Raw genomic sequence first — 23,933 nt, 5'->3', positions numbered from 1 at the left:
GGGTGACATCACGTTCCGGTCTTCAACGCATCGAAAAAGTCACGGATTTCACCTGAAATCGCGTTGGAACTGGCTGTCATCCGGTTTGCGGCCGAAAGGAAGTTATCCGCGGCCCGGCCGGTCGATTCGATTGCCTTTCCTACGTTGCCAATATTCTCGTCCAGCGTATCGGCGCCAGTCGCAACGGTCTGGACGTTCTTTGAGATTTCCTGTGTTGCCGCGCCCTGCTCTTCCACCGCGGCCGCAATGGTTGCCGTCATCTCATCAAGCAGATTGACCACTTCGGAAATAGATTGAATGGATGTAACCGCATTGTCAGTCGACTGCTGGATCTCGTTGACCTGCTGACTGATATCCTCAGTCGCTCTGGCCGTTTGTTCCGCAAGGGTCTTGACCTCGCTGGCAACGACGGCAAAGCCCTTGCCCGCGTCTCCGGCGCGGGCGGCTTCGATGGTCGCGTTGAGAGCAAGCAGGTTCGTCTGTTCGGCGATTGCCTGAATCAAGCCGACGACATCTCCGATTTTTTGCGCCGCTCCGGCCAGACTTGAGACCTGGTCGCCGGAGCGCTGTGTGTTGTCAGCCGCTTCGCTCGCGGTCCTGGAGGCATTTGAGATCTGTTTTGAGATTTCCTGGATGGAAATAGACAGTTCCTCCGCCGCGGATGCTACCGTCTGGACACTTTCGCTGGAGTCCCTGGAAACAGTTTCCGCCACGCAAACCTGTTCCTGCGCGGATTTCGAGACAATCATCAACTGACCTGCTTCACCGGCCATATCGCGTGCATCTCCATCGATATTCAAGAGAGGCTGTTCAACCTGCTTCTCGAACCGCTCAATCATCCGGTTGAGGCGCTCCGTCTGCTCGGCGCGCTCCTGCAGGAGCTTTTCCTGGTAGGTTGAGATCGCCAGATCCATATCCAGCATGACGGCAGAGGTGACATGCTCGAGCATCTGCCCCAGATCCTTGAACGACATCCTGTATTTGCGAACGAGAAGATTCTGGAGCCGGGTGAGCACGTAACTGTAGCCGGCAATATACCAACGCGGTTCGAGACCTATCCGGCTGTGAACTTGGCCGATCCTGGTTATGCTTTCCAGATAATCTTGATCAAAGCCGCCGGTGAACAGTTTTTCCCAATGAGCTTTTTGCGCCGAGACAAGCCGTGATGTCTTACCACCCACCAGTGACGCCAGTTCGGGCTGCGTCATGACATGCGCATAGAACCCTTCGAGCAGGCCGTCCAATGCCGGTTGGACGACCGGCCAAAGCTCTCTGAGCGAGGCAATGGCTTGCTGATCGATCTGGATGAATTTCATTCGGGACTGGAAATCAGAATTGCTGTCGTGCATGGAGACCTACCGTTGGAAAGTGCCTCTAAGTCGCCTCCCAACATTCAACAAATCTTTAACGGCCGCAGTCAAACTATCTGTTTCTACGGATGTTTTTTCGCCCTCCGGACTAATTGATCTGACGTTTCTACCAATGAGACCGGCGCCGGTCAGGATTTTCCCTGAGACAGAATGACACGCCAATCGCCTCAAAAAACATTCGACTGAAACCCCGAAAGTATCGTGCCAGGGACCTGGTGCCCGCGAGCAGGTGGCGCGAGGTGCCGCACGTGTTGCAACCCCAGATGTCGACGAGCCACAAAGAAGGCCCTGGAACATTTGCTCCAGGGCCTTCTTTAAATCATGGTTGAAAACGGATACGACCTGTTCGGACGGCCGCTATTTCGAACCATCGTCAGTGATGTAGAATCTGGCTGAGGAACAGTTTTGTCCGCTCGTGCTGCGGATTGGTAAAGAACTCTTCCGGTTCGTTCTGTTCGACAATTTGGCCCGCATCCATGAAAATGACCCGGTTCGCGACCTTGCGGGCAAAACCCATTTCGTGGGTCACGCACAGCATGGTCATGCCTTCTTCGGCGAGACCTACCATAACGTCCAGAACTTCCTTGATCATTTCCGGGTCGAGCGCCGAGGTCGGCTCATCGAACAACATGATCTTCGGACTCATGCAGAGCGAACGGGCAATGGCCACGCGCTGCTGCTGTCCGCCGGAAAGCTGGCCGGGATACTTGGATGCCTGCTCCGGAATCTTCACACGTTCCAGATAGTGCATCGCGACTTCCTCGGCTTCCCGCTTCGGCATCTTGCGCACCCAGATTGGCGCCAGCGTGCAGTTTTCCAGGATTGTCAGATGCGGGAACAGGTTGAAGTGCTGGAAGCACATGCCGACTTCACGGCGGATTTCGTCGATCTTTTTGAGATCGTCGGTCAGTTCGATGCCATCGACCAGGATCTGGCCGGCCTGATGCTCCTCAAGCCGGTTGATACAACGGATCATGGTGGACTTGCCCGAGCCGGAAGGGCCGCAGATGACGATCCGTTCGCCGCGCATCACCTTCAGGTTGATATCGCGCAGAACGTGAAAATCGCCGTACCACTTGTTCATGTTCTTGATTTCGATCGCCACATCCGTATCCGAAATCGTCATTTTCGTGCGGTCGGCTGCGAGTTCCTCGTCGCGTATTGCGTTCGCTGTCATGATGTCTACTCCAAGAGTGTATCGGGTCCGGGGCGCAGCGCTTGTCCGCGCGCCCCGGATGCGAATTCCTAGCGTTTGTGTCCCGTGTGCAGCTTGTTCTCCATGAAGATGGAATAGCGCGACATGCCGAAGCAGAAGCACCAGAACACCATCGCTGCGAAGAGATAACCTGTATGGCCCGTGCTTGGTGTCGACCAGGTCGGATCGGTGAACGACGACTGAATCTGGCCGAGCAGGTCGAACATGCCGACGATCAGAACCAGGGTCGTATCCTTGAACAGACCGATGAAGGTGTTGACGATGCCCGGGATCACCAGTTTCAGCGCCTGTGGCAGGACGATGAGATACATCATCGGCCAGAAACGCAGACCCAGAGCCATCGCGCCTTCATACTGTCCCTTCGGGATTGCCTGAAGACCGCCGCGAACCACCTCCGCCATATAGGCCGCGGAGAACAGCGTCACGCCGATAAGAACGCGCAGCAGCTTGTCGAACGTGACCCCTTCCGGCAGGAACAGCGGCAGCATGACCGAGGACATGAACAGCACGGTGATCAGCGGCACACCGCGCCAGAACTCGATGAAGACGATCGACACGGTCCTGATGATCGGCATTTTCGACCGGCGTCCGAGCGCCAGGGCGATACCGAGCGGCAGAGACGCGACGATCCCCGTCACGGCGATCACCAGCGTTACGAGCAGTCCCCCCCAAACAGCCGTCTCCACAATCGGAAGGACAACCAGGTCGCCGATGACCAGACCGGTCAGCAGGAAGTAGGCAATGACCGGAAAGACGATCAGGAACAGGATCGCATTCAGACGCTTGAACGGGACGTTCGGGATTGCCAGCGGCACCAGAAGCAGCAGGAACAGCGCATAGACGATATCGACCCGCCAGACCTCCTCGCTCGGATATCGTCCGTAGATGAACTGCGGGAAGTAAGCTTTCACATACGCCCAGCAAGCTCCGCTGTGGCCGCCGTCCTGTGGCAGGCAGGCCTCCCGGTTCTGGCCGGTCCAGACCGCATCGATCAACGCAAACTGGATAAGCGGCTCAATAAGCGAATAGGCGATCAGGATGCCGATGATCGTCAGCACCGTATTGCTGATGGACGAGAACAGGTTCTGCCGCATCCAGCCGATGACGCCGGTGGTCGAGATCGGCGCCGGCATATGCGGCGCCTCCTCGGTTCTGATGTGGAACAAATCAGTGGTTGCCATAATCTATGCGCTCCTTACCGTTCCACGAGCGCCATGCGCTGGTTGTACCAGTTCATGAATGCCGACGTGATCAGACTGAGCGACAGATAGACCGCCATCCAGATTCCGATGATTTCAATCGCCTGGCCGGTCTGGTTCAAAACGGTGCCACCCATGGACACAAGATCCGGATAGGCGATGGCGACCGCCAGGGACGAATTCTTCGTAAGGTTCAGATACTGGCTGGTCAGCGGTGGAATGATCACGCGCATCGCCTGCGGTATGATCACCAGACGCAACGTCGGCCCGTTACGCAGGCCGAGCGCATGCGCCGCCTCGGTCTGACCATGGCTGACCGCCTGGATCCCGGCACGAACAATCTCGGCAATGAACGAAGCGGTATAGATCGACAGGGCCGCCGTCAGAGCCAGAAACTCAGGGATCACATTAATCCCGACGTTCAGTTCAAACCCCTGGCGAAGGATGGGACCGGATTCGACGAAATTCGGATGCTCCAGCGTCATGGGCATTCCGGTAACGAAATAGGTGATGACCGGAACGCCGACAATGAGCCCCACGCCAGACCAGAAAACCGGAAACTGCTGTCCCGTGTCTTCCTGGCGTTTGCGCGCCCATCGAGTGACGAAGAACGATGCGATAATCCCGAGGATCAGGGCATAGCCCATCCACTCGGACCCGATTTCCCAGACCGGTTTGGGAAGCCGCAATCCGCCGATATTCAGGTGAAATGTATCAAAAATCGACCATTTCTCCCGCTTTCCCGGAATGGATCGCAGCACAGCGAAATACCAGAAGAAAATCTGCAGCAGCAGCGGGATATTCCGGACCAGCTCAACATAACAATAGGCCAGACGGTTGATCACCCAGTTATTGGACAATCGGGCAATACCAACAATGAAGCCGATCAGCGTGGCAAAAAAGACGCCGATCGCCGCGACCAGCAGGGTATTCAAAAACCCGACGTAAAGAGCCCTGCCATAACTCGATGTTTCAGAGTATGGGACCAACGACTGGTTGGTTCCGAAGCCTGCCGTGTTTTCGAGAAAGCTCCAACCGGAGGCAATATTTTGCCGTTCAAGGTTGGTGATCGTGTTCGAAACGATGAAATATCCCAAGGCGACCACCGCGACGACCAATACCAACTGGTAAAAGATGCCGCGGGCTTTGGGATCGTTCATCAGCGAAGCACGCGCCGGCGCCCCCGCCGAGTCCTGCTCCATTACTGACATAAAACCTCGCCCAAGTTTACGGAAAGAGCCCGGCTCCAAGCCTCTCCTCTTTCACGTCTAACCTGTCTCTGCAGAGCGCATTCGCGCTTTCCCCTGTCGGTCGAGACAGTCTGTCCCCCCACGCCTTTGCCGGTATGTTCCGACTTCTGCTGCGTGGAATTTATTAGGGGTTCCGGCAGGTATGCGCCGCCGGAACCCCAACAACCCTCAGATTATATGAGGATCAGCGGACCGGCGGGGCGTACATGAAGCCGCCTTTGTTCCACAACGCGTTCACACCGCGCGAGATGCCGAGCGGAGTATCGGGACCGACGTTGGCATTGAAGGATTCTTCGTAGTTGCCGACGTTCTTGACGATGTTGTAAGCCCAGTCGTTGGACAGGCCGATAGCTTCGCCGAATGCGCCCTCTGTGCCCAGCAGGCGCTTGACGGACGGATTGTCGGAAGACTTCATTTCATCGACATTCGCAGAGGTCACGCCGAGTTCTTCAGCGTTGATCATTGCGTTCAAAGTCCACTTGGCGACGTTGAACCACTCGTCGTCACCCTGACGCACGACCGGACCCAGCGGCTCTTTGGAAATGATTTCCGACAGAACGATGTGATCGCCCGGGTTGGTGAGCTTCAGACGCTGAGCATACAGGCCGGAAGCATCCGTGGTGTAGACGTCGCAGCGACCTGCATCATATGCACCAACAACTTCGTCGGCTTTTTCGAAAGCAACGATTTCGTACGGCATATTGTTTGCCCGGAAGAAATCGGCAACGTTCAGCTCGGTGGTGGTACCGGTGTTGGTGCAGACGGATGCGCCGGAAAGTTCCAGTGCGGACGTGACACCAAGATCCTTGCGGACCATGAAGCCCTGACCGTCATAGTAGTTCACACCAGCAAAGTTAAGGCCCAACTGGGTGTCGCGGGACATGGTCCAGGTGGTGTTGCGTGACAGTACGTCAACTTCGCCGGACTGCAGAGCGGTGAAACGCTCCTTTGCAGACAGCGGAGTGAATTTCACAGCGGAGGCATCGCCGAATACTGCGGCAGCCATCGCGCGGCAGAGGTCAACGTCCAGTCCGGTCCAGTTGCCTTGTGCGTCCGGATTGGAAAAACCCGGCAGGCCCTGGCTCACGCCACACTGAATGAAACCTTTAGCCTTGACGTCTTCCAGCGTCGTTGCACCGGCAGCCGTCGTTGCGGCGACTCCCATAGCAGCGCCGAGTACGAGCGGAAGGATTTTTTTCGACATGGATATGCAGCCTTTATTTGTTACCCATACTTTATACTATCGGGCCAGACAGAAAGACATCCTCATCGTCATTCGTTGAGGACGATTGCGGCCTTTCCGGCCACTTCCTCCAGACGTCTTACGTCCCACCCAACACTTCCATACGATTGCATTTGGCCGTTCGGGTCAAGTACTTGGTGTCGCATTCTCGTTAAATTTCTTGACCGAACAACCAATTTGCTCCCCGCGGATGCACAAAACGCGAACATGATCACTTTCTCCGCATTGGCTGCCCAAGATGCAATCAGCATGCGGTGCCGACCTGAAGCCACACCCCGCGCCCGGTCGCCAGAACCGGGGCCGGAACACAAGCACGGAATGCCAGCCAGGCAGTTTCCCGTCCACGTTAAATTCCGGCCGGCAAACCTGACAACCGGGACGCGGTTGCGCGGTCGACCCTGCCGCGGGAAAGCGCCACTCCACCATTCGCCACACGGCGAATTGCCAACCCGGGTTGAAGATATCGCCCGTTTGACTAATGTTGACTAACACCTTGATATTTCGCTCTTAAGCAGCAAGGCAATGCCATCCAAGCAGGACACCATGAACAACAACTCCACTGACGCGCAAAACAAGATCGACACGGTTGTCACACACGCCGGCCGGCACCCGCGAAAATTTCACGGCTTCGTGAATCCGCCCGTCGTTCATGCCTCGACCGTTCTTTATCCAGACGTCGAGACAATGGTCACCGGGAAGCAGACCTATTCCTACGGACGGCGCGGAAATCCGACCACGGATTCCCTTGAGGAGGCGCTGACGGAGATGGAAGGCGCGGCCGGAGCCAAGCTGGCGAATTCCGGTCTGAACGCGATTGCGCTCGCCATATTGTCCTGCGTGAAATCAGGCGATCATCTGCTGATTGCCGATACGGCCTATGGACCGACCCGGCATTTCGCCGACACGGTGCTCCCCGGCAACGGTGTCGAGGTGGAATACTACGATCCGCGCATCGGAGACGGCATCAGATCGCTGTTCCGACCGGAAACCGCCGCCGTCTTCACGGAAGCACCGGGGTCTCTCACGTTCGAAATGCAGGACGTTCCTGCAATTGCCGCGGCCGCGCATGAAATCGGCGCAACGGTCCTGATGGACAACACCTGGGCCAGCCCGCTTTACTGCCAGCCGCTCTCTCTCGGGGTCGATCTTTCCATCCAGGCGGGCACGAAATATATCGTCGGCCATTCCGATGTCATGCTTGGAACTTTAGCCGCGAGTGAACGGGCCTGGGAGAAACTGGACACACTCTACGGCGCCATGGGCTGCCACGTGGCTCCCGACGACGTTTACCTCGGGCTCCGCGGCCTGCGGACCTTGTCCGTGCGTCTTGAAAGACATCAGCGGAACACACTGGCGGTGCTCGACTGGCTGAAGGACCAGCCCGGGATCGGCAGAATACGGTATCCGGCTCTTGAGTCCGATCCGGGTCATGAGATCTGGAAACGGGACTTTACCGGCAGCTCAGGTCTGTGCGCGTTCGACTTCCAGGCAGGCACCGCCAGGGAAGAGGCATATTCCTTCCTGAACGCTCTCGCACTGTTCGGGCTTGGATTTTCCTGGGGCGGCTTTGAGAGCCTGGCAATCCCGGTCCGGCTGAAGGGGATGCGCACCGCAACCCTGCTTGACGAGGACCTGCAGTCCGTCCGCCTGCATATCGGGCTGGAAGATCCGGAGGATCTGATCAACGATCTCGACCAGGCGTTGAAGCAGACCTTCGGGTGACCGCAGTTTCCGGTGGCACGATCACATCGCCGGATCGTGCCGCTTTTCCTTGAAGATCAGCCACAGGTTCCGGAAATAGATCAACAGGCCCAGCCCCTGCCCCGCGATGAACACCGGATCCTGACGCTGTATGGAATAGACCAGCAAAAGAAAACCGCCGGCAATGGAAAAGAACCAGAAGGCGACCGGAACGATGGAGCGGCCGACCCGCTCCGATGCGATCCACTGAATGACGAACCGCATCATGAACATCCCCTGGGCGATGAAGCCGAGGATAATCCAGAGATCGAATTGCTCTACGAATACCGCGTGTAGCCAGTCAAAAAGTGCGTTCATGTCAGGTCCAGTCGGTGGTTTCGGTCTTTCGGCGGTTTTTCTTACGGGATCGGGGCTTCAAGAGCGCAAGGCGATAAATCAGGTCAGCGGCCGGACTTCGGGAATTTTCTTGCGGCGCCGGCGCAGCCACCAGACACCGGCAAGATCGAGTATTCCGACAAGTGCCCGGTCGAAGATGCCGTATTTCGAGGTGCCGTGCCGCCGCTGACGGTCCTGCACGTCTATATGGGTTACGCCGTAACCCTCACGGATGACAAGCGCCGGCAGGAAGCGGTGCCAGCTGTCGAAATAGGGCAACTGCAGAAATATTTCCCGGCGCAGGGCTTTGAGACCGCAGCCGCTGTCGCGGGTGTTGTCCCGCAGGATTGCTCCCCGGATCTTGTTGGCGAATTTCGAAGCATATCGTTTGGCAAGACTGGCCTTGCGGCCGAGCCTTTGTCCGGCGGCGAGCGCGACCGCGGGTCCCGCGGCTTCCAGCGCATCGAGCAGGTCGGGAATATAGGCCGGATTGTTTTCCCCGTCGCCGTCTATCGTAGCGACCACATCGCCACGGGCATGCTGCAGGCCGGTGCGCACCGCGCAGCTCTGGCCGCAAGAACTTTCATGCCGGATCGGACGCAGCCAGTCATGGCTTGCCGCGTAATCCTGCAGGACGATGTCCGTTCCGTCGGACGACCCGTCATCGACGACGATGACTTCGAAACGCCGGCCGTCCAGGGCCGTTTCGATCTCGTCGAGAAGGATCGGCAGGTTTTCCGCTTCATCCTTGGCGGGCACGATTACGGTAACGGCGAGCGATCCCTTGCTTGCCGCCAGCCCTTCCAGATAGCTTTGGGTCATGAGCTTGTCCGTTCTGCTTCTTCCGCCATTTGTACTTCCGGTAAAACCCGGTCCGCGCCGCGCTGCCCGCGGATGACCTGCCAGACAGCGCGCAGGCACGCCGCTGCGGACAGCAGATTCATATTGGGCTCGATCTTTCCCGAAGCGGATAAGTGAAAACCGATCCGCCGGCGTGCCATTGCCCGGACTGAAAAGAAGGTGAAGGTCATGCCCAGCAAGGTACCGGCGATGACGTCGCTTGGATAATGCGCGCCGACCATGACCCGGCTGAAGGCCAGCCAGAAGGCGGCGACAACGATCAGCCAGCGGTAGGCGGGAAAGATAAAGGCAAGTGCGGTGGCAAGGGCCGCGACGGTCGTCGAATGGCCTGAGGGAAAGCTCGTGTAGCTGCCGTCGAAAGCCAGGAAGTCAAAATGGACCGGGCCGACTTCCTCGTAGAGTTTCGGCCGGGCGCGGCCAAGCGACCATTTGAAGACAATCGCCAGCAACCCCGTCGCGGCGACCGTGTAGAAGATAAAGGCCGCATAGGTGAAGACAGCGCCGATAGCCATGCGCAGCCGAAACGCATAGCGGCCGGCGTCGATCGCCAGCAAGGCAAGGCAGACGATACCGGTCGTCCCGAGGATCCAGTCCGATTTGCCGAGGTCGGTGAAAATCCGGAAGGCGGAGCGGTATTCGCCAGGCAAAGACTGCAGCCAGGGAAAGGTCGGAACGTCGAACGCGACAACCGCAATGCCGACGGTCAGCAGCAGGACTGCGAGAATGTCCTGCGGCCTTTGGCCGGGAGGCAGCGGATCCCTGTTGTGGCGAGAGCGTTCCTTGCGCCCGGCAAACAGAATTGCGGCCCGCCTTACATTCCCGCGCATACGCGCGTGTATCCGCCAGACAAATTTACCGCTGCTCGTCATTGCCGTCCTGTGTACCCGTGACCGAACCGGCGTTCTGATAAAGCGCGATATCGACTTTATCGCCGCCGTTGATGTTGAGGCCGTCTACCCTTTTTCGAACCTCCGGCACAAGACCAATCTCTTTGGCAGCCGCCAAAAAGGCCGGTTCCTCCCGGCTTTCTATCGCCGCAACGCGGCAAACGCCTTGCGCATCGTCTCCCGATCGCGCCAGAAATTCCGCCGCGCCTTTCGGAGAGACGATGCGGGTGCCCGTTCCTTCCAGAAAGATGAAGCTCGGTTCATGGAAGCCGGAAGTGACCACCTGCCGGTTTTCCCGCAGGACGCAGCCCGGTATCCCGTCAAGAGCCTCAACAAGGCGCGGACTGACCCATACCGGTGACAGCGCCGGTCCCACGAAACCCCAGATCCCGACAGCAACGCATATCGCCGCCATCGATACCGCCGGAAGCGCATATAGCGCCGGACCGCGCAAGAGGCGCGTGGCCGCGGCAACGATGAACACCGCGCCGATTGCCACGAGAACGGCCCCGGGCGGCGACGGCCAAATGCCAAGCGCGAAAGGCCCGGCGAAGGCGGCGGCGGCGAGCCCCACCACGGGAAGCGCCAGCAGCACTGCCGCGATCCAGCGGACCCAGGTTTTGGTATATGTGCCCGCCCCGTCGAGCATTGCCGCGGCCACGGGAAGCGCGAGAGCCGGCAGCAGCGGCATGGTGTAGTGCGGCAGCTTGGTCGAAACCAGTTCGAATACAATCCAGCCTGGAACGAACCAGGCAACGGAGAATATCACCAGGGGGCTTGTCCGCTCACGCCAGATCAGCGGCAGAGCCATCAGAAGGAACGCCGGCAGGGGCCAGAAGACGCCGAACATCGCCCCGAAATGCGTCAGCGGCGGCGCGCCGTGCCCTTCCTGCCCCTGCCCGACCTTTCCGAGCAGGTCCTTGCCGATCGCTTCGGTAAAAAAGCTGCCGTCGGTCGCGATCCATATGGCCACGAACCAGGGCGAGACCAGGAGCAGCATCCAGACAATTCCGGCAAACGGAGAGGCAGCCTTGAACCACCTGACGTTTCGGCGCGCAATCATCAGCCCCATAACGGTCAGGCCGACGACCATCGGACCGACCGGGCCCTTGACGAGCACGCTTGCGGCAAGAGCCGTCCAGAAGAGAAAGCTCAGTCCCCATAACCGCCTGCCGGGGTCTTTCAGCCATATCCGCGCCAATGCGCCCTGCGCTATGATGATTGTCGCGAGCAGCACCGCGTCGGTCTTTGCCAGGCGGGCCTCGACACCAACGATAATCGCCATGGCTACGAACCCGCCAACCAACAGGGCGCCGGCCGGCCCCATGAAGGCGCGCGCCATCCAGAAAGCTGCCAGCACACTGACCGCGGCACCGATCGCCGACGGTAGCCGGTATACCCACAGCGGAGCCTTCGCGCCCTGCCCGGTCAGTTTCGCCGCGGCGGCCTGCAGCCAGTATATACCGACCGGTTTCTTGTGACGCGCCTCTTCCTGGAAGCGGATATCGATGTAATCGCCCGTTTCCAGCATCTGTTTGGTCGCCTGGGTGAAACGGGGTTCATCCCGATCCAGCGGTGGCACGGTCCACTGTCCTGGAACGAACAGAAAGAGGGACAGCAAAAGCAGCAGAAAGGGAGCGGTGACGTCATGACCGAATATGCGGAGCCAGACCGGCTTGCGAAGCGCCTTCGCAGACCCGGCACCCCGGGCCGGCTGCCCTGTTGTTTGTCCTGTTCCGGCAGAGCCAGCGGCCGAACCGGAATTCGCGGTCCCGGCCGCCTCGTCCTGTGCGCTCATCTTGTGATCGTCGCTTTTGTCAGCCATCAATTTCAGTTTCCGATACCTGCCCTGAGCCTGTCCCCGCCAGTCCCGGCATTCCAGGACATCTCCTACATGAGCTTTGCAAAAAGGGAAACAACCGCTTGCCATGCCGGCCCGCTCGGCTATCGTCCGCAGACTTGAACCACCCGATGACACCTGAGATTTTCCAATGACTTTGCCAATGACTTTGATTGCCCATATGACGGATCTGCACCTGCGCCCCAGAGGCCTCGCGTGCTACCGGGTTTCCGATACCAACATGTTCGCGGAACGCGCGATCCGCTCGCTCAAAGCCCTGAGTTCCCGCCCAGATGCGCTGGTCATCACCGGCGACCTGACAGACCGGAGCGATCCGCGCGAATACGCGGTCGCGCGCGAGATGCTGTCCCGGGTGGACATGCCGGTCTATGTGATCCCGGGCAATCATGACGGCAGTGCGGACATGCGCAGGGAACTGCACGATTATCCGGGGATTTCGGAAAGCCGCGACGGCAAGATCTTCTACAAGGTGGATATAGGCGACGTTCAGCTGATCGCTCTCGATACCCATCTACCCGGAAAACCTGAAGGCGAACTTGGCCCGGAACAGCTCTCCTGGCTGGATGCGACCTTGCGCGATTGCGCAAAACCGGCGCTTGTCGCCCTTCACCACCCGCCGGCGCTTTCCGGCATTGCCCATATGGACAGGATCGGGCTGATCGATGCCGCCGCCCTTGCTGAGGTCATCGCGCCCTTCAATCACGTGGAGAGGCTGCTCTGCGGCCATTTGCACCGGCCGATCATTGCCGGATTCGCAGGCAAGATCATGACCCTTTCTCCAAGCACCGGTCATCAGGTGGTTCTGGATCTGACGGAGAACAGCCCCGCCCAGTTCAACTTTGAACCGGCCGCCTATTTTCTCCACTATCATTCCCAAAACACAGGTGTTGTTTCCCACATGTCCTATGTGGAGAATTTTCCCGGACCCCATGATTTTTTTGCCGACCAAGGCGTTGTCTGGCCTGGAGATGAACCCTGATGCCGGTGCCCGCCTTGCCGAAATTCTTCCCGGCGGCGCTGCTTTTCGGACTGCTCGCCCTGATACTTGCCGCATGCGGCGCCTTGCCGGGCGGCGGGGAGTTGGAAGACAAGACAATTCTGACAGATCAGCCGGTCGACAAGGCGCAGATGCTGTCGATGATCAATTCCTACCGGCAGAAACACGGTCTCCCGGTTCTCCGGCACGATCCGGAACTGGACACTGTGTCTCAGAAGATGGCGCGCCACATTGCCGAACGCGACAGCATGGACACATGGGCCCACAGTGTCTTCGGCCTGTCACAGCGTCTCGACAAGTCCGGATACGCCAACTACGCGGGGGCGGAAAATCTCGGTGCGGGCTACGCCGACCTCCCTGCCGCCTTTCGCGGCTGGCAGGGATCGGAAGGCCACAACAAGAATCTGCTCAACCCCTACGTGACCCGGGTCGGCATCGCGCGAACCAACCGCAATACCGGAAAATGGCGGAATTTCTGGGTAATGACACTTGCCCGTCCCTACGCGGACGGTCGTCCCACGCTGCGGTGAAGAATGAGACCACAAAAAGAGCGGGGTTTCCCCCGCCCGAAAGTCATTTCCGGAGATCGGATGACCCGGCATCATCCGGACGCCCGGCACTCGAATACATGAGTACAAATATCAAGTTTTCCTAACGTCCGTCTGCTTCCCCGTCAAACGCCGAATACAAATGAGCATTGCTCAAAGCCCATGTGCCTGTTTTCGCAATCAGATGGAGATGATTGACCAAGGCCGATCGTCGAGGCCGTTCCAAGGCTGGTTACATCGCGCAAGAATCCTGTCGCAGGATTTAAGGACGTGGTTTGAAAGCCAGTCGCCCTCATGACCTGCATGGCTGTCGCGACAAATTAGCGGTTGGCAGCACACCACGGGGAAATTCGCCCATTTAAAGAAGCGCGGCGGCAGGGCATGCAGAACATGTTCAACATCGGGCGATGCGGAAATGGGTTTGAAGAGTTTCAGAATGGAAACGGGCGGGCCGCGAATTCCGCTTCTGTCGCAGGTATTGCGCGAAGACCGCGCTTCACAACACCTTCAAACAGCCTGCGCTTGCCGAAACGCGGTTCCCAACTGCACAAATCCGGTGACAGGAGTTTGATGCAGGGAATATTCAAATCCGAACGCGTTGCGTCGAACTCCCAGATCTCAAACCCTTTTTCCAGGCAGCCTTGAAGCAGACCTTCATAGGTAAAAGACTTTCCGAGGCCCTCCGGAGCGGTCGCGCACGCATCTTTCAAAGGTATTTCCTCGAAGATTGACTTCTCTCTGGCAAATACCAGCTGCCGCGGCAAGGTGGCGGAAACTCTGTTGGGCTCAGCGGCAGCGGCATACGCCTTTTCCATGAGCTCCAACGAATATTCCGACTGAAGCATTTCCTGGATCGCGCTTTCGCAGGCCGAGGCAAGATCCCAGCCGGCTGAGGACCCGAAAGCCGCGCGGCGGCCGTCAACATCATGGGAGACGGCCATCACCACGAAGGCATCCAGATCCGTGTCCACGGCGCAGAGGCTCCAGTGACGGTGACGCCCTGACAAAAAAGCGGACAAGGATCCAGGGAGTATTTCACTCAAGCACCCATCATCGAACACAGTTATCCCCAGGCGGTTGTACCACGCCTGGGCGACCGCATCGCGCTCGACCAATTCAAGCAGCGCCCTTTCACGCGCACCCTTCAGGTCACTCCAGACCGCGCATCCTGAACTGGAGGCAAGCGACATTCGCCCGCCGGCGGCCCATTCCAATTCATCGAACAAAACTCCAATACTGGGAAACTGGGCGCTGGCGGGGTCACACACTGGGCCGCCCAGGCGGCTGATCTCAACCCTGCGATCCGACATTTCCAGCCAATCCGGGGCGCTCTCGTGCGCCGACTTCCCTTCAGTGACACCCCCGCGAGCCAACTGCCGTTCCTGGGCACTGCTCAACCCGAGCATTCGAGCCAACCCAACTTCTGGTTGATGTGCCTTACTGGCAAAAACTCGAGTGTCTCTTTTTCCTTGGGAGTAAAGGCTTATGCGCTCCGCGAGCTCACCCAAACAACTTATGGTAGCATCTTCGGATGTTTTTCCCTGCCCTCCCGCCGGAATTGTTGTCATCAATCCGCCTTCGGACTGCGGAAAACCGGAGGGTGTTTTTAAAATTCCGGAACAAAAACGAACCGGACAGGCGTCGATCGAAACTGGAACAATTTTCACATCAAAAGAAGTCAGCAGAGGCAAAAAGACGGACAGGCTCGGGTCGGCCATACGCAGCTGATCCGTTCCTTTTTCGGCGACCAGCAGTCCGGCCCCGAACAGCTCCGCTACGACATGGCCGGGTAGATTGACTTTGCTTTTTTCGTTCCCCTTCGGCAACGACTGCCCCTCACGCGCCACACGGCAACCTTAAGAAAGTAACCATAAAATACTCACGTTCACCCTGCAATTGCATCCCCTATAGATTCAGCGAGCTACTATTGAGAAAGTTCGTCGATCGACCTTACATTAGGTGTGAAAGCTGTCAAACAATAGTAATTACATCAAATGTGTATAAACTTTACTAAAGTTTGGCTCATTTCTGTTTAGTTAGGTGACCATCCCACCACCAGCTAAGTCACGGTGCAACTTTAACTTCTGGAGGCTTAAAATGCACGTTCAAAAGACTTTCGACAGAGACCTGGAAATCGGCGCGAAACTTGGAGCAATCATCCAGGATTCCGGCAGCCGTACGCAACTGATCGAGAATCCGACTGAAGTCCTGGCCGATGTCGGTGTTTCTGCCGACATTGCGATCTTCGCCGATACGGCGGACATGGTTCATCTGGTTGTGCCGGCCAAAGTCGACGCGGATCGTATCGCTGCGGGCGACGAAGCCTATTTTGAAGAGCTCGGCAAAGCCGCTCTCGGCAACTGCTACTATGAAGATGTTCCCGAATAACAAGCGTTAGTACACGACCAATTGCCCGAGTCTTCGTGCCGAAGACTCGGGCAATCGACATGAAGGTGTTGAGAATGGCCCGATTTCCCTATTACAAAAAAAACGTGAAAGAGCTAGGTAAGCTCATTGCAAGAGCAGCCCTGGACGAAAATTTTCGCAAGGCTCTTCAAGAAAATCCGTCAATGGAATTGGCCGGAGTTGGCCTCCCTCAGCAGACAACGGAACTCATCGAGTTCAAGGTTGTAGACGGCAAGGAAAACCCGAACGCAGTTGCACTGCCGTTTCGTCTGAACCAAAATAAAATCAATTCCGCGAACGAAGCGTATCTTTTCGAAATATCGAAAATGTTCAGTTTAAACTGATCCGGAACCTTCAAACAAAAACCGTTGCACCAAAGCGGCTCCTTTATCGAAGTCTTGCCGCGCCTTGCTGGTCTGGAAGAAGTTTATTTTTTTTCTCCAGCTCTCCGGATCGGAGGTGATATCTGGTGAGCTCTTCAGCAATGAATGACGATGTTCGCTGTATCTATGCAGTGTTTGAAGAGCTTCATCTTTTCGGCCTGCACACAGCAACGCGGCTACCCGGGTTGTGAGACCGCTCACCCCGACACCGGAACCTCTTTCGATATGAGTAATCGCGCTTTCATAATCCTCAGCCGCAAAAAAGATGTTCGCCAGATACTCATAAAAAACTCGGGGAACAAACGCGGCGAGCGAAAAGGCCCTTTCAGCAGTCGCGATCGCCTCTTTCACATCGCCAGAAAAAGCTAGCCCTTCTGCTACAGACATCAAGTTGGCCGGATCTGCCGAACTCAAGCGGCCAGCATTCTGGAATGCTCGTTTAGCCTCATCGGGCATGTTAGATAAAATGAGCGTCCATCCGTAAATGCGCTGGTTCACGGCCTGCCAAGGATCCAGCATGATAGATCTTTCAGCCAAGCTGAGAAGATTATTCATGCCTTCTGACAGCTGCCCCTCAAGAAGTGGAAAATGAAGCGCTCGCTTCATTATAATGGATGCTCTGCCAGAATAAATCATTGAGAATGAACTATTCTGGCGTTCAATTTCATCAAGTATCCGCAAGGCTTTTTCATCTGATTTAGGGGTAAAATCCCAAAGCAAAGCATCTGCCTGGCACCAGCGCGCAAAGACTGCGGTATTTGCGGGATTACGGAGTTTGCCGATAGAATGCATGTTAATACGGCTAACAATTTGGCTGGCAATGGGAGAGATCCCATTCCACATATTGAGATCAACAATCTCATTGAAAACAATCTGGCCGTTGCTGCGATCTTCAAATTGGACAACGATTTTATTAGACCGTTCATCGTGACGGAAACGAAGAAGGTAACTGCCAAGTTCATTGCCATTGACGAGTGTTGCTTTCGGGAAGTTTTCACCGCCGAAATATTCTGACTCGTAGAGATCAAAAGACCGAAAGGAAGAAAGACCCGAAACGATTTCTTCTCTCAAATGAACAGCGTCATTCGGGCCTTTTTTTCCAAGTGACGAGGAAACTATAGAGATTTCGGGAAGGCTGACAACTTCGTCGTTATTCGAAAGTCCTCCACGTGCCGAACCGACATCTCCAACACGCATGAATACAGCAGGCGAAAAATCATTAACATTCTCTTCTGTTAGAAGTGCTCTGGTCTCTTCCTCCGGCTCGGCATCCAGGTGCAACCGCATTTCGCGTTCACAGGCTCGCAGTTGCTGCTCGGCCCGGTCTCGCTGACCCAGTTTCAGATAAAGCCGGATAAGCACACGGTGTGCCGATTCGAAAGCCGGATCGATCTTCAGAAGGAAGCGACCGCCGGCCTCCACCTGTTGCCCGCCATCCTCAACCGAAATCTGGTTGAGATGCCGGAAGGCGGCGCTGATCACTTCCGAGCGGACACGTTCACGTTCCACTGTCAGCCAGTCGGAGAAATCCGGATCGATGTCCTCGAACCCGCTGAGGAAATCGCCGCGCCACAGCTCCTTCGCCTCCTGGAAATCGGACGCGTTGCCACGGTCCAGCAGTTCCTTCAACCTGATCAGATCCGAGAAAAACTGCGTCGTATCGAGTTGAATATGACCAGGCGACGAAATGACAATGTCGATTCCGGCTTCTTCTTCCGCCGTTTTCAGCTGACGCAACGCCTGGCGCAGGGACTGCATGGCCTTGTGGCGGTCGGCACCGCTCCACAACAGGTCGGCAAGGGCTTCCCTTTGTGCGGACATTGCCCCCATTCGGCTCAAATAGCCTAATATAGCAAGTGCCTTACGGGTTTTTACCGCGACGGGTTCCCGGCTTTTGCCCAAAAGCAAAGGCCGCCCCAGGCAAGCGAAGCAGAACACGTTTGCCATCAATTCCCCGCAATTGAATTGCACATTTTCGCTAACGTGATATCGCAACCGCGAATATTACGAAACCGAAAACACAACAGCACCTTATCACGCTCCTTTCACGCCGCAATAGCATGATTTTTGCGGATGGTCACAGCAGCGTTGCTGCAATCGGTAAACTATTACTGGTGGGTAGTATTATGTCTAAGACAGTTGACAAACCGAACTCTGCGGAATCTCTGCAAGAACCGGCAATCGAAGCTATCAAGCGGATGATTCGCTATACAAGGAAAGAATCGGACAAGGACGGCCGTACTTTCTGTTCCTACTTCCTCGACATGGCGCTTCAGTCCCTGGAAGACGGAACAGAGGATCTTGACATGATCCTGAAGACCAAAATCACTCCGCTCATGGTCGGCCAGCAGAACATATCCTCGAAGTCGGATTCCGCCTGACAACGTCGTTTGATTCTCTGCAAATTTCATCTTTCAAACCAGCCGGCCCTTCAGTTCCGAAGGGCCGGCTTTTGCTTGACTAAGCTAAAGCGTGTCGCGTTTAAGCGGATTCATGGTTTCAGGAGCCGTTGGAAGTCCAGCAGCCTCTCTGGCAAAATAATGTCTGGAAATGAAAATTGGTGACCCCGACAGGATTCGAACCTGTGACCATTCGCTTAGAAGGCGAGCGCTCTATCCAGCTGAGCTACGGGGCCCCGTTTCAATCGTGGATACAATCGTTCCTCGTCGCGATCATTTAATGCGCCAGGAAAAGTGTCCGTGTCGATCCGAGAATCAGGGTTTCAACAGTCAATTCCGGCAACCGCCGGAACCAACAAACAGTGTGCATCCGATTGTCTTTGTTCAATGAGTCCAGGGGGCTACCCTGTTGAACTTGAAGTTGTCCGCATAGGCCGATCCACGCACCTTGCGCTCCTGAGCCTTTTCCACCCTGTAGGGGATGCCGTGCCGGCGTACATAGGCGACCGCTTCTTCCTGGGTTTCGAAGAACAGCCGGATCTGCTGTTTCATGTCGGCGGATGAGGTATAGCCCATCAAAGGTTCGACGGATTTCGCCATCTCCGGCTCGTAATCCAGTACCCAGCGGTGGGTCTGTGCCTTGCCCGATTGCATGGCGGTTTTTGCCGGACGGTAAATGCGCGCAACCATATTTCTGTGCCCTTCATTCAAGGTCCCGGAGATTCACAACGTATCCCAGTGCTTTTTCCCGCCTTTTCAGCGGAAGTCAACACCGTTCTTGCCCGTGCGATCCCCAGCGGGTCTGTTCGGCATGCAACAAATAAAAAAAGTTTGCGTTAACGGTGTTTGCCGGTGTTGGTTTAAAGACCCGCCTTCGATATAGCGCCGAATTGCAACCTATGCTATTAGCTTGCGATCGTTATTTACCCGACAGTCCAGTGGCGGCTCGCCGGCCAGTGGGGATGGGTCTTTTGCGTGCGCGAATGACTGACGTATCTTAAGCTGTGTTCAATGGACGCCGATTAAGATGCGTCAACACTATACGGTTGATCTAGAACGACAAGGCTGACGGATTTATCTGATGTTAAATCCCGAAGGTTTCCGGAACCACAAAGACAAGACACGCTCATGCACTATGGATCCATAAAGGGCTTAGGCGCCTATGTTCCGGAACACGTTCAGCCAACCGCTGTGGAGCCGGACGACCTGAAAGCAGCAATCGATGCTGCCAACCTCACCGAAATGTGGGAAATGATTCTGACTCTGGACTATGCGGCGTCTGATCCTGCGGACCTGACGGCTGACAAGCGCGACGAATTTCTGAATGTCATGTCACTGCTTTTGAAGGCGTTCGACCGGTAATTTTCGCAACCCGGCGATTTTAGAGCATGTTGCGTTAAATTGAATTCAGGAAATCGCCCGAACGCATCTGCAAAGCAAACGCTGCCTCAGGCGTCTTCCTGAAACCATGAATCCGCTTAAACGCAACACGCTCTAGAGCATTTTCCGATCATATTGAATCATTTGATCGAGACAAAATTGGTTCCTGGCGAGGCGGATTGTGCGTAGCGGTGTTGCCCACCTCAAGCACAATCCAACGATGCCAGGAACCAATTTTGTTCGACCCAAACAGCTATTTTTCAACTACTTCTGCTTGCGTCGGGTGGCTTGAAACGGCCCATCGGCAGCGTTGCGCCGCTTGCACGATGCACCGCATCGCGCTTCACGACGCGCCTCGCCGAGTGAGCCGTTTCAAACCATCAAATGGTTCAATATGATTGGAAAATGCTCTAGATCAAGCTTAGGCCGTCCTGACTGCATTCATTCAAATGCAGTCAGGACGGCCTAACACTTTTGGATCGAATATTTATCCCGCCTGTATATTTTCCCTCGCAGGCACTGAAAACCCGGCCAAGCCGTGCCGACAGAGTTTCTACCTGCTTCCCCCGCAATCGGCGGGGATAAACCTCGGTCGATCAAAACATCCTGCCGAAGGGTCTGAACAATTGGGGGAAAATTGGTCGGGGCAGCAAGATTCGAACTTGCGACCCTCTGGTCCCAAACCAGATGCGCTACCAGGCTGCGCTATGCCCCGATCCGTTGATTTGTGGGGTTTATCCGTGATCGGTGCTTGCGTCAAGTGGGCGCGATGCCCATGCAATCCAGCTGCTGTGGAAAGCATTGTGTCTCCACCTGTTTCCGGGTCCGGTCCACCTCTGGACCGGTATCATGGCCCCCCCTTATTCGGCCGCCATCGAGGGGCTCGACACCACGTCTCCGGTATTAATTTCAAGCCGGGCGGACGTCCCGGCATTGAGCTCCAGAACGTATCTGGCAGGTTTTCCGGAAGGTATCGCAGCCTCAGAGAAGGGTGTCGTGTCCGCGGCAATGCTGACGATCCGGCCGGCGGCGCTGATATAGATGATATCGAGCGGCAGCGGCGTGTTCTTCATCCAGAAATAGCGATCGCCCTCCCCTTCGAAGATGAACAGCATGCCGTGGCCGGCAGCCATTTCCTGCCGGAACATAAGGCCTCTTGCCCTTTCGCGGTCGTTTTCGGCGACTTCCACCTCAAAACGGTGTTCACGGTCGCCGGACCGAACCACCAGGCTTTCCGTCCGCAGCTGCGTCTGGTCGTCGCCGGCGTTTGTGGCAAGGGACGCTGTGAAAAAAGACACGCCTAGCGTGAAACCGAAAGCCGCCAAGCGGAGAAGGCGTGAAATCATCGTGAAATCCATGATCTGTCGGAATAGGAGCATTGTGCGTTCGTTGAGCGCGGACAACCTCCTCTACCACTTTAAAATCAATCAAGAGACCTCAAATCGCTTCCCATTGGAAGCCTGCGATGTTCCAGATTGACAGCCACACCGATCCGGGCAGCCAGAGTGAGCAATCAGGCAATTGTTGATGCTCCGAAGACGAATGAACCCGCTGGAGCGAGCCCATGCTCGAAAAACAAAAAGGCCGGAACATGTCCGGCCTGATACGCAGCGTGTGAAATTCGTGCTTCCCGATCAATGGGACGCGGGAATATGGGTCCCTGCTCCCACCGGCCGGATTTCGGCGGCCATCCGGCCTTTCGGGCCCAGGCCAAATCGCACCATGACATCCTGTCCGGGCCGCAGCTCCGTGATACCGAAGCGGCGCAGCGTTTCCATATGGATGAAGATATCCTCCGTTTCCTCGCCCTGGGTGAGAAAACCGAATCCCTTGACCCGATTGAACCATTTCACCGTCGCTTTTTCGAAACCACCCTCAGGGACAACCTGAACATGGGTTCGAGACGGCGGCAGTTGCGAGGGATGGGTTGCCGAGGTCTCGTCCATCGACAGGATGCGAAACGCCTGCAGCCCACGCGGCCGGTCCAGCACCTCGCAAACGACCCGCGCCCCTTCATAGGCGGTCTGAAAGCCGTCGCGCCTCAGGCATGTCACATGCAAAAGAATGTCGTTCTCACCGCTGTCCGGTACGATAAAGCCGTAGCCCTTACCGACATCGAACCATTTTATCGTTCCGGCGATCTCGAATACGTCCAGGGCGACATCTTCCGCCAAGGCATCGAGTTCGCGGGGTTCGCTTGCGGTTTTAACCCCCATAGCCATTTGTCCCGTCTTTGGTCCGCATCAACTGGCTGGTAGGCAATTAACGACTCACCCTTCAGCCTATTTCTGGCAAAAGGATAACATTGCGTATTATTGCGAGAAGAGAAATTGTGGGACTAACCACAGACCATTTGCGTCATTTGCGCCAATTCTTCGCCAAAATTCACAAACGTTTGAGCCAGAGGCGTGCGAATGACAGTTGACGCCAGCGAATCGAGCGGCGTTTCCTGAGCGTTCAGAATCACAAGTTCAGCTCCGTTCTGAACGGCCAGAGCGGGCAGACAGGCCGCAGGTTGGACGACAAGGGAAGAGCCGAGCACCAGAAACAGGTCGCAGTCCTGCGTTGCCACGGCGGCCACGCGCAGTTCTCTTTCCGGCATCTCCTGGCCGAAACTGATCACGGCTGCCTTCAGATAGCCGCCGCAACGGTCGCAGACCGGGCTGCGGCCGGCCTCCACACACGGCCTTTGCGCCTCCAGCTCCGCCCTCCCGCCGCAGGACAGGCATGTGGCATAAGTCGAATTACCGTGTATCTCGGTCAGACAGTCCTGCGGAAATCCCGAGGCCTGATGCAATCCGTCGACATTCTGTGTGACGAGGCGTTTCAGAAAGCCGGAACGAGCCAGAACGACAAGCGCCATGTGCGCTGCATTCGGGACTGCCCTGGAGAAGAAATCCATCATCTCGAACCGCCGTTCCCAATCCTCCAGGCGGCTCTCCTCGAATGCCAAAAAGTCCTGGTATTGAACCGGATGTCGTGTGGACCATATGCCACCCGGCGAACGGAAATCCGGTATCCCGGATTCCGTCGAAATGCCCGCTCCGGTCAAAGCCACAATCTGCCGGTAGGCACCTCCATGAAATTGTGCCACAAAGTGCCGGGCTTCCGGCAGGCTGGTGATGAAAGTCATGGTCAGGTCAGGCAGGCTCCGCAAATTCCCTCGATCGAGGAAAAGGATAGGACATGCGTTATTTGCACACCATGGTTCGTGTAACCAACATTGAAGATTCCCTGGATTTTTATTGCAACAAGATGGGCATGCAGGAAATCCGCCGCCACGAGAGCGAAAAGGGCCGCTTTACCCTGATCTTCCTGGCCGGCTCCGACGATGTGGACGCGGGCAAAGCCAACTCGGCTCCCCTGCTTGAACTGACCTATAACTGGGATCCGGAGGAATATTCCGGCGGCCGCAATTTCGGGCATCTCGCCTATGAAGTCGATAATATCTATGAGTTCTGCGAAAAACTGCAGAACCAGGGGGTGACGATCAACCGCCCGCCGCGCGAAGGCCGCATGGCGTTCGTTCGTTCGCCGGACAACATTTCCTTCGAGCTGCTTCAAAAAGGCGAAGCACTTGAAATCAAAGAACCCTGGGCATCCATGCCGAATACCGGCGAGTGGTGAAACCAGGCGGTTTTCAACAGTGGCAAGTCCGGATATCCGGGCTTGCAAAAAATTGTCGCATTGGCTCTTGCGGGCAACTAATTTCCCGCCTATAAGCCTCCCCACGACGCAACCGCGTCGGCCGCGCGCCCATCGTCTAGCGGTCTAGGACGCTGCCCTTTCACGGCGGAAACACGGGTTCGAGTCCCGTTGGGCGTACCAATTCCCCGAAAAAATCAACCATCCGAAAC

General features: G+C 56.5%; 23 protein-coding genes and 3 tRNA genes. 9 read left to right on the top strand and 17 right to left on the bottom strand.

Going from position 1 to position 23,933, the window contains the following annotated elements:
• Positions 1 to 8 precede the first annotated feature (8 nt).
• The 5 genes from CLV41_RS18875 to CLV41_RS18855 all read right to left on the bottom strand — a co-directional run bounded on the left by CLV41_RS18875 (position 9) and on the right by CLV41_RS18855 (position 6,239).
• Positions 9 to 1,349 (bottom strand): globin-coupled sensor protein, encoded by a 1,341-nt coding sequence (locus CLV41_RS18875; protein WP_103223985.1) that lies wholly within the window; start codon positions 1,347 to 1,349, stop codon positions 9 to 11.
• A gap of 394 nt (positions 1,350 to 1,743) precedes the next feature.
• The gene (locus tag CLV41_RS18870) at positions 1,744 to 2,547 is read right to left on the bottom strand and encodes an amino acid ABC transporter ATP-binding protein (protein ID WP_103223984.1); all 804 of its coding nucleotides are present in this window, start codon (positions 2,545 to 2,547) and stop codon (positions 1,744 to 1,746) included.
• Between the two features lie 68 nt (positions 2,548 to 2,615).
• Positions 2,616 to 3,767 carry an amino acid ABC transporter permease gene (locus CLV41_RS18865; protein WP_103223983.1) on the bottom strand — a complete coding sequence of 384 codons (1,152 nt, stop codon included), beginning with the start codon at positions 3,765 to 3,767 and terminating at the stop codon, positions 2,616 to 2,618.
• Between the two features lie 14 nt (positions 3,768 to 3,781).
• Positions 3,782 to 4,987 (bottom strand): amino acid ABC transporter permease, encoded by a 1,206-nt coding sequence (locus CLV41_RS18860; RefSeq protein WP_103223982.1) that lies wholly within the window; start codon positions 4,985 to 4,987, stop codon positions 3,782 to 3,784.
• Positions 4,988 to 5,219: 232 nt separating this feature from the next.
• A complete protein-coding gene (locus CLV41_RS18855; RefSeq protein WP_103223981.1) occupies positions 5,220 to 6,239 on the bottom strand; it encodes an amino acid ABC transporter substrate-binding protein in 1,020 nt (339 codons plus the stop codon).
• Between the two features lie 561 nt (positions 6,240 to 6,800).
• Here CLV41_RS18855 and metC point away from each other — a divergent pair.
• Positions 6,801 to 8,000 carry a cystathionine beta-lyase gene (metC, locus tag CLV41_RS18850; protein ID WP_235867184.1) on the top strand — a complete coding sequence of 400 codons (1,200 nt, stop codon included), beginning with the start codon at positions 6,801 to 6,803 and terminating at the stop codon, positions 7,998 to 8,000.
• Positions 8,001 to 8,021: 21 nt separating this feature from the next.
• Here metC and CLV41_RS18845 read toward each other — a convergent pair whose 3' ends face one another.
• From CLV41_RS18845 to CLV41_RS18830, 4 genes are all read right to left on the bottom strand, one after another.
• On the bottom strand, positions 8,022 to 8,336 hold the full coding sequence (locus CLV41_RS18845) for a lipid-A-disaccharide synthase N-terminal domain-containing protein (protein ID WP_103223979.1): 315 nt from the start codon (positions 8,334 to 8,336) through the stop codon (positions 8,022 to 8,024).
• A gap of 78 nt (positions 8,337 to 8,414) precedes the next feature.
• A complete protein-coding gene (locus tag CLV41_RS18840; protein WP_103223978.1) occupies positions 8,415 to 9,176 on the bottom strand; it encodes a glycosyltransferase family 2 protein in 762 nt (253 codons plus the stop codon).
• Positions 9,173 to 10,042 carry a phosphatase PAP2 family protein gene (locus tag CLV41_RS18835; RefSeq protein WP_208987599.1) on the bottom strand — a complete coding sequence of 290 codons (870 nt, stop codon included), beginning with the start codon at positions 10,040 to 10,042 and terminating at the stop codon, positions 9,173 to 9,175. The genes CLV41_RS18840 and CLV41_RS18835 overlap by 4 nt, the downstream gene beginning before the upstream one ends.
• 25 nt (positions 10,043 to 10,067) lie before the next feature.
• Entirely contained in the window at positions 10,068 to 11,927 is a 1,860-nt protein-coding gene (locus tag CLV41_RS18830; protein WP_208987598.1) for an ArnT family glycosyltransferase, read from the bottom strand.
• Between the two features lie 178 nt (positions 11,928 to 12,105).
• Between CLV41_RS18830 and CLV41_RS18825 the strand changes: the two genes are divergently transcribed.
• Both CLV41_RS18825 and CLV41_RS18820 read left to right on the top strand, forming a co-directional pair.
• Positions 12,106 to 12,942: a phosphodiesterase gene (locus CLV41_RS18825; RefSeq protein WP_170107256.1), complete on the top strand. Its 837-nt coding sequence runs from the start codon at positions 12,106 to 12,108 to the stop codon at positions 12,940 to 12,942.
• Entirely contained in the window at positions 12,942 to 13,490 is a 549-nt protein-coding gene (locus CLV41_RS18820; RefSeq protein ID WP_103223976.1) for a CAP domain-containing protein, read from the top strand. Before CLV41_RS18825 ends, CLV41_RS18820 begins: the two co-directional genes overlap by 1 nt.
• Before the next feature lie 449 nt (positions 13,491 to 13,939).
• Here CLV41_RS18820 and CLV41_RS18815 read toward each other — a convergent pair whose 3' ends face one another.
• Positions 13,940 to 15,334 (bottom strand): YcaO-like family protein, encoded by a 1,395-nt coding sequence (locus CLV41_RS18815; protein WP_103223975.1) that lies wholly within the window; start codon positions 15,332 to 15,334, stop codon positions 13,940 to 13,942.
• A 271-nt stretch (positions 15,335 to 15,605) separates the two neighbouring features.
• Here CLV41_RS18815 and CLV41_RS18810 point away from each other — a divergent pair, with 271 nt between their 5' ends.
• Positions 15,606 to 15,896: a hypothetical protein gene (locus CLV41_RS18810; protein WP_103223974.1), complete on the top strand. Its 291-nt coding sequence runs from the start codon at positions 15,606 to 15,608 to the stop codon at positions 15,894 to 15,896.
• 74 nt (positions 15,897 to 15,970) lie between these two features.
• Entirely contained in the window at positions 15,971 to 16,258 is a 288-nt protein-coding gene (locus CLV41_RS18805; protein WP_146048603.1) for a hypothetical protein, read from the top strand.
• Here the strand turns inward: CLV41_RS18805 and CLV41_RS18800 are convergent.
• Positions 16,250 to 18,244: a BTAD domain-containing putative transcriptional regulator gene (locus CLV41_RS18800; protein WP_103223972.1), complete on the bottom strand. Its 1,995-nt coding sequence runs from the start codon at positions 18,242 to 18,244 to the stop codon at positions 16,250 to 16,252. The genes CLV41_RS18805 and CLV41_RS18800 overlap by 9 nt on opposite strands.
• A gap of 113 nt (positions 18,245 to 18,357) precedes the next feature.
• Between CLV41_RS18800 and CLV41_RS18795 the strand changes: the two genes are divergently transcribed.
• Complete coding sequence (locus tag CLV41_RS18795) at positions 18,358 to 18,678, top strand: hypothetical protein (RefSeq protein ID WP_208987597.1); 321 nt, start codon at positions 18,358 to 18,360, stop codon at positions 18,676 to 18,678.
• A gap of 177 nt (positions 18,679 to 18,855) precedes the next feature.
• Here CLV41_RS18795 and CLV41_RS18790 read toward each other — a convergent pair.
• Positions 18,856 to 18,932, bottom strand: a tRNA-Arg gene (locus tag CLV41_RS18790).
• Positions 18,933 to 19,080: 148 nt separating this feature from the next.
• Positions 19,081 to 19,386, bottom strand: coding sequence for an ETC complex I subunit (locus CLV41_RS18785; RefSeq protein WP_103223970.1), 306 nt, complete (start codon positions 19,384 to 19,386; stop codon positions 19,081 to 19,083).
• A 438-nt stretch (positions 19,387 to 19,824) separates the two neighbouring features.
• Here CLV41_RS18785 and CLV41_RS18780 point away from each other — a divergent pair, with 438 nt between their 5' ends.
• The gene (locus CLV41_RS18780; protein ID WP_103223969.1) at positions 19,825 to 20,058 is read left to right on the top strand and encodes a hypothetical protein; all 234 of its coding nucleotides are present in this window, start codon (positions 19,825 to 19,827) and stop codon (positions 20,056 to 20,058) included.
• A gap of 656 nt (positions 20,059 to 20,714) precedes the next feature.
• Here CLV41_RS18780 and CLV41_RS18775 read toward each other — a convergent pair.
• The 4 genes from CLV41_RS18775 to CLV41_RS18760 form a co-directional block, all read right to left on the bottom strand.
• A tRNA-Pro gene (locus CLV41_RS18775) sits at positions 20,715 to 20,791 on the bottom strand.
• A gap of 145 nt (positions 20,792 to 20,936) precedes the next feature.
• A complete protein-coding gene (locus CLV41_RS18770) occupies positions 20,937 to 21,422 on the bottom strand; it encodes a DUF192 domain-containing protein (RefSeq protein ID WP_103224153.1) in 486 nt (161 codons plus the stop codon).
• Between the two features lie 288 nt (positions 21,423 to 21,710).
• On the bottom strand, positions 21,711 to 22,292 hold the full coding sequence (locus CLV41_RS18765; protein WP_103223968.1) for a cold-shock protein: 582 nt from the start codon (positions 22,290 to 22,292) through the stop codon (positions 21,711 to 21,713).
• Positions 22,293 to 22,414: 122 nt separating this feature from the next.
• Positions 22,415 to 23,209, bottom strand: a complete 795-nt coding sequence (locus tag CLV41_RS18760) for an SIR2 family NAD-dependent protein deacylase (RefSeq protein WP_103223967.1) — start codon at positions 23,207 to 23,209, stop codon at positions 22,415 to 22,417.
• Between the two features lie 53 nt (positions 23,210 to 23,262).
• Here CLV41_RS18760 and CLV41_RS18755 point away from each other — a divergent pair, with 53 nt between their 5' ends.
• Positions 23,263 to 23,703 carry a VOC family protein gene (locus tag CLV41_RS18755; protein WP_103223966.1) on the top strand — a complete coding sequence of 147 codons (441 nt, stop codon included), beginning with the start codon at positions 23,263 to 23,265 and terminating at the stop codon, positions 23,701 to 23,703.
• 125 nt (positions 23,704 to 23,828) lie between these two features.
• Positions 23,829 to 23,904 (top strand) — tRNA-Glu (locus tag CLV41_RS18750).
• The last annotated feature ends 29 nt before the right edge of the window (positions 23,905 to 23,933 follow it).

Source organism: Roseibium marinum (assembly GCF_002906165.1).
Classification (GTDB): Bacteria; Pseudomonadota; Alphaproteobacteria; order Rhizobiales; family Stappiaceae; genus Roseibium; species Roseibium marinum.
The sequence above is the reverse complement of the archived record's forward strand: the minus strand, read 5'-3'. Positions and strand labels throughout refer to the sequence as shown.